Raw genomic sequence first — 16,010 nt, 5'->3', positions numbered from 1 at the left:
CCACGGCAGTCGGAAACCGGCCGGGCACGGCACGCAAGCAGGCACTTTTTCGCCCTTAGAAGACCAATCAAGATCACTGAATGGCGGTCGGCGGGCGTGTTGTCAGTGGCAGGTGCGAGGATGCACCCAGCACGATGCGGTGGAGGCGCGGCCCTTGCCGTGACGTGCACTTGGGACTTGTACGTGCCGACGTGCCCGGGTGCGGTGGGGGGAGTTGTGCGGGCCCCTACCGGACCCCGGCAGAAGGGACCGTTGACGGCGATGCAGATCCGGCTGACCGTCCTCGGGCCGCGCAGCGGCCACACCACACGGACCTGCGACGTGCTCGTGACGGCCCCCGCCGGGACCGCCCTGGCGGCGGTGGCCGGCTCGCTCGCGGCCTCCGTGGCCGGCTCTGGCGCGGACGTCGGCGGCGCGGGCGGCAGCGGCCCCGTCGTGCTCTACGCCGGAACCGAACGCCTCGACCCGCAGCGCGCGGCCCTCGGCGAACCCCCGCTGATCGACGGCGCGGTGCTCTCCCTCCAGGCCCCGGGCCCCGCCCCGGCACACGGCCTGCCGCACGGCTCCGCCCGCCTGCGCGTCGTCTCCGGACCCGACGCCGGCGGCGTGCACCTGCTGCACGGCGGCCAGATCCGCATCGGCCGCTCCGCCGACGCCGACGTCCCCCTCGACGACCCCGACGTCTCCCGGCTGCACTGCGCCGTCACCGTCGAACCGGACGGCGCGGTGTACGTCGCCGACCTGCACTCCACCAACGGCACCGCCGTGGACGGCACCGACCTCGGCGAACGGCCCGCCCCCCTGCGCCCCGGCGCCCTGCTGCGCATCGGCGAATCCGCCCTGCGCCTCCAGTCCGCCCCCACCGCCCCCGACCCCGCCCTGCCGACCGCCCCCGACGGCGAGGGCCATCTGCGCATCGCCCCGGGGAGCGCCGGCGCGGCCCCGGAGGCGGCAGCGGCGGGCCGGGCGCAGGGGCACGGGCCGTACGCACAGCGGCAGTACGGGCAGTACGCAGAGGCAGCGGGCCCACGGGGAGTCACCTCCGCCGCCGAGGGCGCGTATACGGGGGCCGGGGGCCACGAGCGGGCGGCCGACGGCGGTCACGCCGCAGTCGGGGGCCGCGGCCGGGCGACGGACGACGCTGCCGCGCCCGCCGCTGCCTTCGCCCCCGCCGCCGCACCGGGGCCGGGCGGCGCACCGGGCCGGCGGGACACCCCCCTGCGCGGCACCCCGGCCCGGTACGACGCCCCCGGCCAGAACTCCCCGTACGGCGCCGCCGCTCCACCCCTCCCCGGCGCCTCCACGGGCCACATCTACGACCGCGCCCCCGCCGGCGGCCCGGCGGACGGCCCCGGCCCACAGGACCACGGCGACGGCTTCCCGGCCGGCGCGCAGGACCCGACGCACGGCGGGCAGCAGTCCCTGGCACCGGCCGGGGAAGGCCCCCGCAAGGGCGGGCGCCGGGGCGGCATCGGCGCCTGGGCACGACGCCTGGCCGGCGGCCGGCCCGCCGTGGAACGGCCCGCCCTCACGGCGGAGTACGAACCGGCCGGCGCCTCCCGCCCGGCCTTCACCGACACCCCCGACGGCGCGCCCTTGCCCGAAACGCTCTCCGGGCCCGCCGCGGACGAACGCTGGCCCGATGCCGCCGCCGTCCTGCTCACCGCGCTGGGCCCCGGCCCCCGGCTCTGGGAGCGCGGCCCGGACCACCCCGACGCCCTGACCGTCCGGCTGGGGACCGCCGCCCGGCACGGCGGCCGGACCGCCGCGCCGGTCACCGTGGACCTGCGCCGGGCGGGCTCCCTCGGCCTCGCCGGACCGCGCTCCCGGCTGACCGGACTGACCCGCGCCGCCCTCGCCCAGCTCACGGCCCTGCACTCCCCCGGCACCCTCGACCTCGTACTGATCAGCACGGACCGCTCGCGCCCCGCCGAGGAACGGGTGGCGCAGTGGTCCTGGCTCGGCTGGCTGCCGCACGTCCGCCCGGCCCACGGCCAGGACTGCCGGCTGCTCCTCGCCTACGACCACGAACAGGCCGCGGCCCGCACCTCCGAGCTGGTGCGCCGGCTCGACGACGGCCCGCTGGGGCCCGGCTGGGCCGGCGCCGAACGCGCCGAGACCGCCTCCGCCGCCGCCCGCCACCAGGGCCCGTACACCCTCGTGGTCGTCGACGGCGACCCCGGCAGCTCCGCGCTGCGCGAGACCACCGCCCGGCTCGCCGCGGGCGGCCCGGCGGCCGGCATCCACCTCCTGTGCCTGGCCGAGACCCCGGCCGCCTCCCCCGCCTTCCCGCTGGCCGCGACGTACGAAGCGGCCCGCGCGGCATCGCCCGCCTTCGGCGAGTGCGGGGCCGTCGCGGTGCTCAGCGGCGACGTCGCCACGGCGCTGCGCGTCGTCCAGCCGGGCTCCGGGCCCAACGGCACCGTCGCCACGGTGGACGCGGTCTCCGGCGCCTGGGCCGAACGGTTCGCGCGGGCGCTGGCGCCGCTGCGCGAGAGCGACACCGCGGCCGGCGGCCGGGCGCCGCGCGCGGCCGTCCCCCTGCCCGACGCGGCGCGGCTGCTGGACGAGTTGGGGCTGGCCCGCGCCACCCCGGCGTCCCTGATGGCCCGTTGGGCCGCCGCGCTGGACACCGACCGGCCCACCGCCCCCGCGGTACTCGGCGCCGGACCGCACGGCCCGCTCTGCGCCGACCTCGCCGCCGACGGCACCCACCTCGTCGTGGAGGGCGCGGCCGCCACCGGCAAGACCGAACTCCTGCGTTCGCTGGCCGCCTCGCTGGCGGCCGCCGACCGCCCGGACCTGCTGTCGCTGGTGCTGGTGGACGGCGGCGGCAGCGAGCGCGGCGAAGGGCTGCGGGTCTGCACCGACCTGCCGCACGTCGCGACCCACCTCGCCGCCTCGGACCCGGTCCGCATGCGGGAATTCGCCCAGGCGCTCTCCTCCGAACTCAAGCGGCGGGCCGACATACTCGCCGGCACCCCGTTCGCCGAATGGCGCGCCACACACCTGCCGGCCCCCCGCATCGTCGCCCCACGCCGCCCGGCCGAGAGCGGGAGCGGCGGCCACAGCGACACCCCCGGCGGTCACGGAGAGCAGGAACCGATTACTCACCGTAATCATTGCCGTGATAGTGGAACGGGCGGCGGCACCGAGGCGAACCCGTCCACGACCGGAACCCTCCGCCTCCGCGCCCCCCACAACGCCCCGGCCGCCACCGGCCCCACCGCCGCAGCCCCCGCCCCCGCCGGCCTGCCCCCCACCACCCCGGCCGGCCGGGCCGGCCCGGAGGGCGCCCCCGCCGCGGCCGCGCCCATGCCCCGCCTCTTCGTACTCGTCGACGACTTCGACGCCCTGGTCGCCCCCGCCCTCGGCAGCACCGGCCGGCCCGCCGCCGGCTCCGTGGTGCGCGCCCTGGAGGCGGTGGCCCGGGACGGGGTGGCGCTCGGGGTCCACCTGATAGCCGCCACCGGGCACCCGGACCGTACGGCGGAGACCGCGACCAGCGAAGGGGCCGGTCTGCGCATCCAGTTGGGCGCCGCCGACGACCCGTCCGAGCCGGTGCCCCCGGGCCGCGGACGGCTGCACCGCGCGGCGGACGACTCCTCGACGCCGTTCCAGGCGGGCCGGGTGACCGGCCGGATACCCCGGACGTCCACCCTCCGGCCGACGGTCGTGCCGCTGGAGTGGCAGCGGATGGGCGACCCGCCGGCCCGGCGCCCGCTGCGCGAACTGGGCAACGGCCCGACGGACCTGGCCCTGCTCGCCAGCGCCCTGCAGCGCGCCGCCCAGTCCCCGGGCGCGGCAGTCACCCCGCCGTAGGCGCCACGGCCCGCCACCACACCGGACGGGCCACCACGCCCGACGGGTCGCCGCCTATGAGCCGTCGCCTTCGCGGCCCCGCCACGCACCAGGCCCCGCCTTCGCGACCGCCGCACCCGAGTCGTCGCCGGCACGGCCGCCCGCGCCCGAGCCGCCGTCGCCGTCGCCGTCGTCGGCACTGTCGTCGTCGCCGGCACGGCCGCCACGCCCCAGCCGTCCTCACCGCCAGCAGGGCCCGCCGCACCCCAGTGCGCCCCGGGCGTACTCCCCGTGTCATAACGGCAGCGTCACGAAAGGGGAGTTGGCGGGGGAGGCGGTATTGCGGTGGTCGGGGGCAGGGCGTAGGACTGTCGGACACCGCAGGGCACGACGAGGCGCAGCGCGATCACGCACCACCGCAGGGCACGACGCGAACGGCAGGACGCGAACGGCACGGCAGGGGCGCCGCGGCACGGCAGGCACGACATGGCACGGCCCCCTTGGCACCGGCACGGCAGGCGCGGCGATAAGGGGCTACGGGGATGCGCGGACGACTCGACGGCACGCTCGATCGCAGGGCGGTACGCGCCACGGCCGCCGTGGCGGTGGGCTCGGCGCTCGCCCTGGTGCTGGCGGCGTGCGGCAGCAGCGGCGGTGGTACGAAGGACGACGGCGGTGGGGCCGGTAAGGGCGGCAGCACGGCCCCCACGGTGCGCCTCCCTCAGCTCAAGGGCCAGAAGTTGCAGGTCACCGCGGTCTGGACGGGGCCGGAGCGGGAGAACTTCGTCAAGGTGCTGGACGAGTTCGAGAAGCGCACCGGCGCCACGGTCGACTTCGTGCCCAGTGGCGACGACATGGCCGGCTTCATCGGGTCCAAGATCGCCGGTGGCGGGCCGCCGGACGTGGCGATGCTCCAGCAGGTCGGTGTGCTGGGCGAGTTCGCCGAGAAGGGCTGGCTCAAGCCGCTCGGCGGCGCCGCCAGGGCGCAGCTCGCCAAGAACTACACCAAGGGCTGGCGGGATCTCGGCGCCCACAAGGGCACCGCGTACGGCGTCTACTTCAAGGCCAGCAACAAGTCGCTGGTCTGGTACAACGCCCGGGCGTTCGACACCGCGGGCGCCAAGGAGCCGAAGACCTGGCAGGACTTCCTCACGACGGCGCGGACGCTGTCCGAGTCGGGCGTCGAGCCGGTCTCGGTGGGCGGGGCGGACGGCTGGACGCTGACCGACTGGTTCGAGAACGTGTATCTCTCCCAGGCGGGGCCGGAGAAGTACGACCGGCTGGCGCGGCACCGGATCAAGTGGACGGATCCCTCCGTCAAGCAGGCGCTGACGACGCTCGGTCAGCTCTTCGGCCGCAAGGAGCTGCTCGCGGGCGGCGCTTCCGGTGCGCTGCAGACGGACTTCCCGACGTCGGTGACCCAGACGTTCAGCGGGGACGCTCCCAAGGCCGCGATGGTCTCGTCGGCCGACTTCGCCGCGGCCAGCATCTCGCAGACGAAGGCAAAGGTGGGGACGGACGCCAAGGTCTTCCCGTTCCCGGCGGTGGGTGCCAGGTCGCCGGTGGTGACCGGCGGCGATGTGGCGGTGGCCCTCAAGGACTCCGAGGCCGCGCAGGCGCTGCTGACGTTCCTGGCGTCGACGGACGCCGCCAAGATCTGGGCGCAGGCGGGCGGGTTCCTCTCGCCGAACAAGGAGCTCGATCAGGCGGCGTACGCCGACGGGGTGATGCGTGAGATCGCCAAGGCGCTGATCGCGGCGGGCGACGACTTCCGGTTCGACATGTCGGACCAGGCGCCCGCCTCCTTCGGCGGCAAGCCGGGCCAGGGCGAGTGGAAGGACCTGCAGGACTTCCTGAAGAACCCCAAGGATGTCGCGGGCACCCAGGCCCGGCTGGAGAAGGACGCCGCGAAGTCGTTCGGGCGCTGAGTGCGCGAAGCGTCCGGGCGCGGGGCCACCGGGAGCCGTCCGGCACCGGGCGGGTGCCGACGGCCGTGTCGACCGGGAACGGGGGACCGTCACGATGAGCGCCGTAGAGGTCAGCAGGGCGGGTGGCGGCAGCGCGGGCGGGGGGCGCGGCGGTGGTGGCGGGCGCCGGGGCGGGATTCCGGGGGGCCGGTCGTGGATCGCGGCGGTGTTCCTGCTGCCGGCGCTGTTGCTGCTCGGGGCGCTGGTGGCCTATCCGATCGTGTTCTCCGTGTACCGGAGTCTGTTCGACGCGTCCGGGGACGGGTTCGTGGGGCTGGGCAACTACGGGGCGATGTTCTCGGACGACGGCATCCGTACGGCGCTGCGGAACAACGTGGTCTGGGTGGTGGTGGCGCCGACGGTGTCGACGGTGCTGGGGCTGGTCTTCGCGGTGCTGACGGAGCGGATCCGGTGGGGTACCGCGTTCAAGCTGATCGTGTTCATGCCGATGGCGATCTCGATGCTGGCGGCCGGGATCATCTTCCGGCTGGTCTACGACCAGGATCCGGAGCGCGGGGTGGCCAACGCGGTGTGGGTGGGTGTCCATGACACCTTCTCCGATCCGGCGCCGTTCCCGGGTGCCAGGCCGCGGCCGGGCTCCGCGCTGGCGCCGTCCGGCGGTGGCGGGTTCACGACGCGCTCGGCCGTGCGGGCGGGGTCGGCGGTGAGTCTGCCGCTGGTCGCCGTCCGGCCGGGGGATGTGCGCGGCGCGCGGCCGGCGGCGGTGGCCGGGCCCCGGCCGGGGCGGGTCACGGGCACCGTGTGGCTGGATTTCACCCGTGGTGGGGGCGGGCGCCCGGGGGTGGTGGACGGCGCGGAGAAGGCGCTGGCGGGGCTGACGGTGGAGGCGGTCAGGGGCGGCCGGGTGGTCGCCTCGGCGACGACGGCGGCCGACGGCACCTATGTGCTGCCCGCCGGGGCGGACGGCGCGCGGCTGCGGCTGCCGGCGGCGAATTTCGCGGCGGCCTACGGCGGGGTGGAGTGGCTGGGTCCGGCGCTGGTCACGCCGGCCATCATCGGTTCGTACGTGTGGATGTGGGCGGGTTTCGCGATGGTGCTGATCGCGGCGGGGCTGGCGGGTGTGCCGCGGGAGCTGCTGGAGGCGGCGCGGGTGGACGGGGCGGGCGAGTGGCAGGTGTTCCGCCGGATCACGGTGCCGCTGCTGGCGCCGGTTCTGGTGGTGGTGCTGGTCACCCTCATGATCAATGTGCTGAAGATCTTCGATCTGGTCTACATCATCGCGCCGGGCTCCAGCATCCGGTCCGCGAACGTGCTGGCGCTGCAGCTCTTCCAGTCGTCGTTCGGTACCGATGTCGACGAGGGGCTGGGCAGTGCGATCGCGGTGTTCCTGCTGCTGCTCGTGCTGCCGGTGATGTACGTCAATCTCCGGCGCATACGGAAGGAGCGTCGCCGATGACGACCGTGGAGGGTGTCGCGCCGGACGGGCGCCCCGGGGCGGGCGGTGCCGGTGGGGCGGGCCGGGGCGGCAGGCGGGCGGGGCGGGGCGGGCGGCCGCTGGTGGCCCGGCTCGCGGCGCGGACCGGCGGCGGTGTGCTGCGGATCGTCCTGGTGCTCGTCGCCCTGTTCTGGCTGATGCCGTCGGTGGGGCTGCTGCTGTCCTCGCTGCGCGGACCGCGGGACATCGCCGGGTCGGGCTGGTGGCAGGTCTTCGCCCAGCCGGCGCAGATCACCTGGGACAACTACAGCCGGTTGCTGGCCAACGACAAGGTGATGGGCTCCCTGCTGACCACGGCGGAGATCACCGTGCCGGCGACGGTGCTGGTCGTGGTCATCGGGTCGCTGGCCGGTTACGCGTTCGCGTGGCTGGACTTTCCCGGGCGGGACGGCTGGTTCCTGGTCGTGGTGGGGCTGCTGGTGGTGCCCGTGCAGGTGGCGCTGATTCCGGTGGCCAAGCTGTTCGGGGCGGTCGGGCTCTTCGAGACGACGGCCGGGGTGGTGCTGTTCCATACGGCCTTCGGGCTGCCGTTCGCGGTGTTCCTGCTGCGGAACTTCTTCGCCGAGATCCCGCGGGAGCTGCTGGAGGCGGCGCGGCTGGACGGGGCGGGTGAGCTGCGGCTTTTCACCCGTGTGGTGATGCCGCTGGGCGGTGGGGCGATCGCCTCGCTGGGGATCTTCCAGTTCCTGTGGGTGTGGAACGACATGCTGGTGGCGTTGATCTTCGCGGACAGCGGGCATCCGCCGATCACGGTCGCGCTGCAGCAGGAGGTGCGGCAGTTCGGCAACAACATCGATGTGCTGGCGCCCGGGGCGTTCGTGTCGATGGTGGTGCCGCTGATCGTGTTCTTCGCCTTCCAGCGTCAGTTCGTCTCGGGTGTGATGGCCGGCGCGGTGAAGTGAGCTGCGCACCGGGGACGGCCGGTGCCCGTCCGCCGGTCATCTGCCGTTCATGTTGCCGGGCCTACGATGACGTCGCCGCCGTGCCCCGCACGGTGGGTCAGGGGTGTGTCGTGGTGAGCGCCCGGGTGCCGCGTGGATCGCGTGCTCCGGTGCCGACAACAGCAGACGTACCGCCGCATCCCCGCACACCGGAACGCCGGAACGCCGGAACGCCGGAATAACGAAACACCGGAACACCGGAATATCGGAAACACCCGCAAGACCGGCGTACCGGAGAACCGGCAGGGCCGGCGTTCCGGGCACATCCACGGCAGACCGCGCCGGCACATATCGCACGCACTCCCCCACGCACGCGTCGTACTCCGCCCTCTGTTCCCGACCGTCTGGAGAAGGACCGCACATGACTGCCCGCATCGCAGACCAGAGTGCCGAACAACTCCCGCGCCCCACCCGGCTGTCCGAGGTCAAGGGCTGGTTCTTCACCGCCGACCAGTTGCTCTTCGACTGGTTCCTGGCGCACCAGCGGGACCGCGCGGAGCCGGGTGATCTGCTCGAACTGGGCGCGTACCTGGGCAAGAGCGCCATCTTCCTCGGCGCGCGGCTGCGGCCCGGGGAGCGCTTCACGGTCTGCGACCTCTTCGACTCCCCGGCCGGGGACGCCTCCAACTCCCGGGAGATGCGCAAGTCCTACGCGACGCTGACCCGCCGGGCCTTCGAGGCCAACTACCTCGCGTTCCACGACGAGTTGCCGGACATCGTCCAGGGTCTCAGCTCGGTCGTCGGCGACCATGTGGACGAGGGGTCGGTGCGTTTCGCCCATATCGACGCCTCGCATCTGTACGAGCATGTGCACGGCGACATCCTCACGGTGCGCGAGCTGCTGACCACGCACGGCGTGGTCGTGATGGACGACTACCGCGCCGAGCACTGCCCGGGGGTGGCCGCGGCCACCTGGCAGGCCGTCGCGAACGAGGGCCTGCGCCCCATCTGCATCACGGGCACCAAGTTCTACGGGACGTTCGGCGATCCCGAACCGTGGCAGCAGGCGCTGCTGGAGTGGATCGCGTCCCGCGGCGACATCTGGCACGAGGTGCAGTACGTGGCCGGTGCCCCGCTGGTGCGGCTGAGCGCCAAGGGGGCCGCGGAGCCCGCCCATCCGGTCTCCCGGCACGCGGCCGGCGGCGCCCGCGGCGTGCAGCGGGCGGCGGTGCGGTCGCCGGAGGCGCCGACGGCCCGCCCGGTCCCGCGCCGTCCCGCGGCGTCGCGGGCCGCGCTGCGCCGGGTCGCCCGCGAGGTGCTGCCGCCGGTCGTCACCCGCGCCCTGGTGCGGGCCCGCCGGCGGGCGCGTACGCACTGAGGCACGGGCACCGGGGCGGGCACCGGGCGAGGAGCCCGCCGCCTACCGCGGCACCTGCCCCACCAGGACGAACACGTTGGAGCGCAGCAGCATCCCGGCCGGGCGCGGCAGCGGGTGGGAGTAGGTGCGCCGTACGGCCAGGCCCGCGGACTCGGCGAAGGCGCGCAGCAGGGCGAAGTCGGTGAAGCGCACCGGGGCGGGGCCGGTCCGGTGCCCGGCCTCCTGCGAGGTGATCAGCAGGACGCCGCCGCCGGGCCGTACGTAGCGGACGTAGGCCCGCAGCAGCGCCTCGGCCTGCTCGTCGTCCAGGTGCTCCAGGACGTTCGCGGTCAGCAGCGCGTCGAAGGAGCCGGGCCGGGCGTGCGGGCTCGCGAGGAAGGTGTCGGCCGTGTAGGCGGTGAGCCCGCGCTGCCGGCAGCGGGCCACGGACCGCGGGTCGTGGTCCACCCCGACGCTGCCGGGCGCGCAGCCGGCGAGCGTGTCGCCGGTCCCGCAGCCGACCTCCAGTACCCGGCCGGTGCCGATCCGCCGCAGCTGGCGGCGGAACGGGGACCGGGCGGGCAGCAGCCGCGCCGGGCCGCCGCGGGCCCGTTCGGCCGGCAGCCGCGCGGTGGAGGCGGCCGGCGCGGTGCCTGTGGGGCGCGGGGGCCGGGCGGTCCGGGTGTCGCTGCCGGGCGGCTGGGCGTCGGGGCTGTCGGTGGCGGCGGAGCTGTCGGTTCGGCCGGGCATCGGGACGCGGTCACCTTCCCTGGGGGAACACGGCGCGGCGGACGCCGTGAGGCTGTGCAAACGGGTCTACGGCATCGAGCGCGGCCCGGCGCCACGGCGCGCCGAGTGCGCCCGCGGCGGCCCCGACGCGCACACGAACTGTCGACGGGGCCTCTCACCCTTTCAGCGCAGATCCGGTGACCGTGCCGCCGCGGGCGAGTTGAACGGACCGGTCTTGTGCATCGCCAGTCCGGAAAGGCTTGGTCCCCGTATGAAGCCTCGGCTCACCGTCGTCGTCCCGGTCCATCGCATCGGAGGGTCCGAGCGGAATGTGGAGGAGTGCCTGGAGTCGGTCGCGGCCCAGACGCTGACCGAGCTGGATGTGGTGATGGTGGACGACGGTCCGCCCGCGGAGGGCGGCGCCGCTCCGGCGCCGGCCGGGCCCGCCGCGGTGGCCCGCCGTTTCGCGGAGCGCGACCCGCGGTTCCGGATCGTCCACCACCCGGCGGGCGGTCCGGCCCCGGGCTGCGGCGCGCTGCGCAACACCGGTGCCCGGCACGCCTATCCGCACACCGCCTATCTGGCGTTCCTGGACGCCGAGGACGTGCTGCTGCCGCGGGCGTACGAGGATCTCGTCGGGCTGCTGGAGCGGTCGGGGTCGGACCTGGCGACCGGCAACGTCTACCGGCTGGGGGCGGGCGGCCGCAGCCAGTCCGCGCACCATCCGGTGGTCCGCCCCACCGCGCTGCGCACCCGCCTCGGCGACGACCTGACGCTGCTGTCCGACCACTTCGCCCGGAACAAGGTCTTCCGTCGCGCTTTCTTCGACGCGCACGCCTTCGCCTTTCCCGAGGGGGAGTTGTGCCACGACGCGGCGGTGACGCTGCCGGCGCTGTTCCTCGCCGGGGCGGTGGACGTGCTGCGGGAGCACGTCTGTTACTGGCGGCTGCCGGAGGGGTCCGACCGCCACCGGCGGCTCGACGCCCGGGGCGTGCGGGACCGGTTCGCGGCGGTGGCCGGCATCCGGCGTTTCCTCGCCGACCCCGCGCACGCCCGGCTGGCGGTCCATCAGCGCGACTACGACCGTGCGCAGCTGACGGAGGGGCTGCTGGATCTGGTCGACGCGCTCCCGGCGGCGGCGCCGGAGTGCCGGACCGCGTTCCTCGACTGCGCCCGCGACTTCCTGTCCGGCGTCGATCCGCGGCTGTTCCCCACGCTCCCCGTGGAGCTGCGGATGCGCTGGTACCTGATCCGTTCCGGGCGGCTGGCGGATCTGCTCACCCTGCTCACCCACGAGGCCCGCAACCCGGCCGGGTTCTCGGTCGCCGGGCCGCCGTTGCGCAAGCGGGCGGTGCTGCCGCTGACGCCGCCGCTGGAGCTGCCGCCGGGGGTGACCCGGCTGGACCGCGCCGACTTCCCCGTACGGGCCCGGGTCAGGGAGGCGGTGTGGCACCGCGGTGTGCTGGTGCTGCGCGGCTACGCCTACCTCAGGAACCTGGACGCGGCGCACCGGCACAGCTATCTGCGGACGGCGGTGCTGTCGTGCGGGCGGCGGCGGATCCTGCTGCCGCTGCGGCCGGTGGTGATGCCGGAGGCGACCGCCGAGTCCGGGCAGGAGCTGCACTGTTACGACTGGTCGGGCTTCGAGCTGCGGATCGATCCGGCGCGGCTGCGCAGGGGCGGGCGCTGGGTGGAGGGCGACTGGTCGGTGGGGGTGGTGCTGGCGTCGGCGGGCGTGGTGCGGGCCGCGGCGCTGGACGGCGCGCGGAGCGGTTCGGGCGCCGCGCCGTGCGCCCATGACCTGCTGGGGGACAGGGGTGGCGCGGACGGTGTCCGGATCACGCCGTGCTACCCGGACGGGCGGCTACGGCTGTCGGTGAGCCGGCCGTCCCGGCGGCTGACCGGGCACCGTGCGGCGGCGGCCGGGGCCCTGGACCTGACCGTCACCGCGGCCGGCCCGCCGCCCGCCGCCCTGCGGCTGACCCACCAGGGCACCGGCACGGTGGTGTCGTTCCCGGTGGAGCCGGAGCCCGCGGCGGCCCCGGCCCTCGTTCCCCCGCCTCTCGTCTTCCGTATCCGGCTCGACGCGCTGGCGGCCGCGCGGCCCCCGCGGGACGGCGCGCCGCGGGCGATCCCGCCGGCCCATACGGAGAGCTGGGCGGCCGAGGTGGTGGCGGCGGACGGCGGGGCCGAGCCGATCGCCTGCGACCCGGCGCTGGCGCCCGTCGCGCTTCCGCTGCCGCACGGCCGTGAGCTGGTCGTCGCGGCCACCCCGGCCGGTCACCTGGTGCTGCACGACCGCACCCCGCAGCCGTACCTGGAGCGGGCGATGTGGCGCGCGGACGGCACGCTGCTGGTGACGGGCGCGCTGCCGGACGCCGCGCCGCACGCCACCGAACTCGTCCTCAAGCACGGGGCGCACGACGCCGAGCTGGCCTTCGCCACCACCCATGACGACGGCCGCTTCCACGGCGCGCTGCCGCTGGGCGCGCTGCCGTCGCTGGCCGGGCCGCTGCCGCTGCGCGAGGGCCGCTGGACGCTGCACCTGCGCGAACAGGGCGTGCCCGGCTCCGTGCTGGACGCCCCGGTGCGCTGTGTGCCGTCCCTCCTGGACGGGCTGCCGGCCGTGCGTACGGTGGGCGGCAAGCCGCTCACCCTGGACCGGCACCGGCACGACGAGGCGCTCGTGGTGGCCGGTCCCGCGCTGCCCGCCACCGACCGCGGCCCCTACCGCCGGCGGGTGCTGCGCGAGCAGCACTACGCGCTGCACCGCTCCCGTCCGCTGCGCGACACCGTGCTCTACAGCAGTTTCGGCGGGCGCGCGTACGGGGACTCGCCGCGGGCGGTGCACGAGGAGCTGGTGCGCCGGGGCATGGACGTGGAGCACCTGTGGGCGGTGCGCGACGCGCAGACGGCGGTGCCGGAGACGGCGCGGGCGGTGCTGGTGGGCAGCGCCGAGTGGCACGGTGCGCTGGCGCACAGCCGCTGGGTGGTGACCAACACCCATCTGCCGCGGTGGTTCACCCGGCGCGGCGGGCAGCGCATCATCCAGACCTGGCACGGCACCCCGCTCAAGCGGATCGGTGCCGATCTGGCCGGGACGCTGTGCGCGGGCCTGGCGCATCTGGCGCCGCGGCCGCGGGTGAGCCGGCAGTGGAGTGTGCTGCTGTCGCCCAACGCGCACAGCACGCCGGTGCTGCGTTCGGCGCTGGGCTACTCCGGCCGGCTGCTGGAGACGGGGCTGCCGCGCACCGACGCCTTCTTCGCCGCGGACCGTGAGCTGCGGGCGGCCGCGGTCCGTGAGCGGCTGGGCATCGGGCCCGGCAAGCGGGTGGTGCTGTACGCGCCGACGCCGCGCGACGATCTGGCGTACGACGCGGGCCACCACCGGCTGCATCTGCCGCTCGATCTGGAGCTGGCGCGGCGGGAGCTGGCGGACGACCATGTGCTGCTGGTGCGCTCCCACCCGCTGGTCGCCGACCGGCTGCCCGCCCACCACGCGCCGTTCGCCCTCGACGTGTCCGCGCACCCGGACGCCACCGAGCTGCTGCTGGCCGCGGACGTCCTGGTGACCGACTACTCGTCGCTGGCGGCGGACTTCGCCAACACGGGGCGGCCGATGCTGTTCCTGACGCCCGATCTGCCGCACTACCGCGACACCCTGCGCGGCTTCACCCTCGACTTCGAGGCCCGGGTGCCGGGCCCGCTGCTCGCCTCGACGGGTGAACTGGTGGACGCGCTGGGCGACTTGGAGGCGGTCGCGGCCGGGGCGGCCGGCGCGTACGCCGACTTCCGGGAGACCTTCTGCCACCGGGACGACGGGGGCGCCGCGGGCCGGGTCGCGGATCTGATGGAGCGGTGAGCGGGGCCGTCCTGCCGCAAGGTGGTGGCGCGCGGATCGGCATCGTGTGCCGCCCGCGTCGTTACAGCATGTGCAGGCTCTTTTACGGGCGCTGCACACCCGGGGCCCCGGCTCCCGCCCGGTAAGAAGACGGCAAGAGGGCGGAAAAGCGGAGCAGCGGGTGCAACCACGCGTCGGGTTTCGCCCTCTGAGTCATCGGAAATGGGTTCGGACCTCGCTCGCGCCAAGAGATGCTGTCGACACGAAATGTAGATTCAGTGACTGTGAAAGAAGCCCTCGATCCGCTGACGGGGCCCACCATCACGCCATCCGCACAGGTCAGCATCGTCGTCATCGCGTTCAACGATGCCGGCCATGTCTGCGACGCGGTGCGCTCCGCACTCGAACAGGGGCCTCCCGGCGAAACGGTCACCGAAGTGATCGCGGTGAACGACGCCTCCACCGACGGCACCGGAGCCGCGCTGGACGCCCTCGCCCACTCCGAACCGCGCCTGCGGGTGATCCACCGCGACACGAACAGCGGCGGCTGCGGCACGCCCCGCAACGACGGCCTGCGGGCCGCCACCGGACGCTACGTGATGTTCCTCGACAGCGACGATGTGCTGCCCCCGGGCGCGGCCCGGGCGCTGCTGGCCGCCGCTGCGGAGCACGACGCCCCGGTCGTGGCGGGTGCCTGTGTGCGGCGGGAGCTGCCGGCGCGGCGCGACGTGCCCTGGCAGCCGGCGCTCTACCGGGAGGCGGCCGTGTACGGCTCCCCCGAGGCCGGCCCCCAGCTGGTCCGGGACACGCTGTGCGTCAACAAGCTCTACGAGCGGGCGTTCCTCGACAAGCACGCCATCACGTTCCCCGAGGGCCGTTTCACCTACGAGGACTTCGTGTTCACCGCGCGGGTGCTGGCCGCCGCGCCCCGGGTCGCGACGATCCCGGACCGGGTCTACATCTGGCATGTGCGCCGGGCCGCGGCCCGGCAGTCGATCTCGCTGGACCGCAACGACGTCGCCAACTGGCAGGCGCGGATCGCGGCGCACCGGGCGAGTGTGCAGATCTTCCGGGACGCCGGGCAGAGGTCGCTGGCGCACGCCGCGGGCACCAAGTTCCTCGACCACGATCTGCGGATGTACGTCCGCGAGCTGCACACCCGCGGCGCCGACTACCGCGCCGAGTGGTGGCGGCTGACCCGCGCCTACCTGGCGGGTTTCGACGAGACCGATCTGCGGGCGGCGCGGGCCCCGGCGCGCTGGCTGGCCCGGGTGGTGCTGGCGTCGCCGGCGCCGCGGGACCTGGAGCGGCTGACGCAGCTGGCGGCCCGGCCCGGCCGGCTGCTGCCGCCGTACGCGGAGGCCGACGGCCGGGCGGTGTGGTCGGCGGACCTGCCGGAGGTCGAGCTGGACGCGATCGGCACCAAGCCGATGCACCGGCTGCCGGTGACCATAGACGCGGAGCCGGCGGTCGGCGGCCCCGGTGTGCTGCGTCTGCGGGTGCACGATCTGTACGGGCGGCTGGCCGCGGCGGGGCCGGAGAGCATCGACATCGAGCTGCGGCGCCGCCGGGACGACCGGCGCGGCCCGGTGCACACCGCGGCCCTCACCCCGGCCCCGGCCACCGGCGGGTCGCAGGCGTGCTGGACGGCCGAGGTGGTGCTGGATCTGGCGGCGCTGGCCGAGCGCGGCGGCCGGCAGTGCGCCGATCCCGAGCCGTGGGATCTGATGGCGCAGGTCAGCTGCGTGAACGGGGCCGGTTTCCGTGCCTCGCTGCGGGCCCTGGGCCCGGGGCTGCGCCGCCGGGTGCTGCCCAGCCGCCGGCATGCGGTGCTGCTGGTGCAGCCGTATGCGACGACCGGCGGCGCCCTGTCCCTGCGGGTCGCGTCCGGCCCGCGCAGTGTGTGGCGGATCGCCGCCCGGCGGCTGCGCGGCTGAGCCGTGCCCGCCCGCCGACCGCGTTTCCCGACCCCGACCTA

8 protein-coding genes are annotated in these 16,010 nt (G+C 75.4%); 7 read left to right on the top strand and 1 reads right to left on the bottom strand.

What is annotated here, in order from left to right; genetic code table 11:
- Positions 1-261: 261 nt before the first annotated feature.
- The 5 genes from K7396_RS22690 (at position 262) to K7396_RS22670 (ending at position 9,483) form a co-directional block, all read left to right on the top strand.
- Positions 262-3,822, top strand: a complete 3,561-nt coding sequence (locus tag K7396_RS22690; protein WP_152105183.1) for an FHA domain-containing protein — start codon at positions 262-264, stop codon at positions 3,820-3,822.
- Positions 3,823-4,343: 521 nt separating this feature from the next.
- Positions 4,344-5,729, top strand: coding sequence for an ABC transporter substrate-binding protein (locus K7396_RS22685; protein ID WP_152105174.1), 1,386 nt, complete (start codon positions 4,344-4,346; stop codon positions 5,727-5,729).
- 94 nt (positions 5,730-5,823) lie between these two features.
- Positions 5,824-7,185: a carbohydrate ABC transporter permease gene (locus tag K7396_RS22680; protein ID WP_223660169.1), complete on the top strand. Its 1,362-nt coding sequence runs from the start codon at positions 5,824-5,826 to the stop codon at positions 7,183-7,185.
- A complete protein-coding gene (locus K7396_RS22675) occupies positions 7,182-8,126 on the top strand; it encodes a carbohydrate ABC transporter permease (protein ID WP_152105175.1) in 945 nt (314 codons plus the stop codon). Before K7396_RS22680 ends, K7396_RS22675 begins: the two co-directional genes overlap by 4 nt.
- A 400-nt stretch (positions 8,127-8,526) precedes the next feature.
- A complete protein-coding gene (locus K7396_RS22670; RefSeq protein ID WP_086715204.1) occupies positions 8,527-9,483 on the top strand; it encodes a class I SAM-dependent methyltransferase in 957 nt (318 codons plus the stop codon).
- A gap of 42 nt (positions 9,484-9,525) precedes the next feature.
- Here K7396_RS22670 and K7396_RS22665 read toward each other — a convergent pair whose 3' ends face one another.
- On the bottom strand, positions 9,526-10,212 hold the full coding sequence (locus tag K7396_RS22665; protein WP_086715206.1) for a class I SAM-dependent methyltransferase: 687 nt from the start codon (positions 10,210-10,212) through the stop codon (positions 9,526-9,528).
- A 250-nt stretch (positions 10,213-10,462) separates the two neighbouring features.
- On the opposite strand from K7396_RS22665, the gene K7396_RS22660 reads away from it, so the two are divergent.
- Complete coding sequence (locus K7396_RS22660; protein WP_086715208.1) at positions 10,463-14,053, top strand: bifunctional glycosyltransferase/CDP-glycerol:glycerophosphate glycerophosphotransferase; 3,591 nt, start codon at positions 10,463-10,465, stop codon at positions 14,051-14,053.
- Positions 14,054-14,316: 263 nt separating this feature from the next.
- A complete protein-coding gene (locus tag K7396_RS22655) occupies positions 14,317-15,969 on the top strand; it encodes a glycosyltransferase family 2 protein (RefSeq protein WP_086715211.1) in 1,653 nt (550 codons plus the stop codon).
- Positions 15,970-16,010 lie beyond the last annotated feature (41 nt).

It is taken from the genome of Streptomyces angustmyceticus, from assembly GCF_019933235.1.
GTDB lineage: Bacteria > Actinomycetota > Actinomycetes > Streptomycetales > Streptomycetaceae > Streptomyces > Streptomyces angustmyceticus.
Note: the sequence above shows the minus strand (reverse complement) of the source record. Positions and strands in the feature narration are given on the sequence as shown.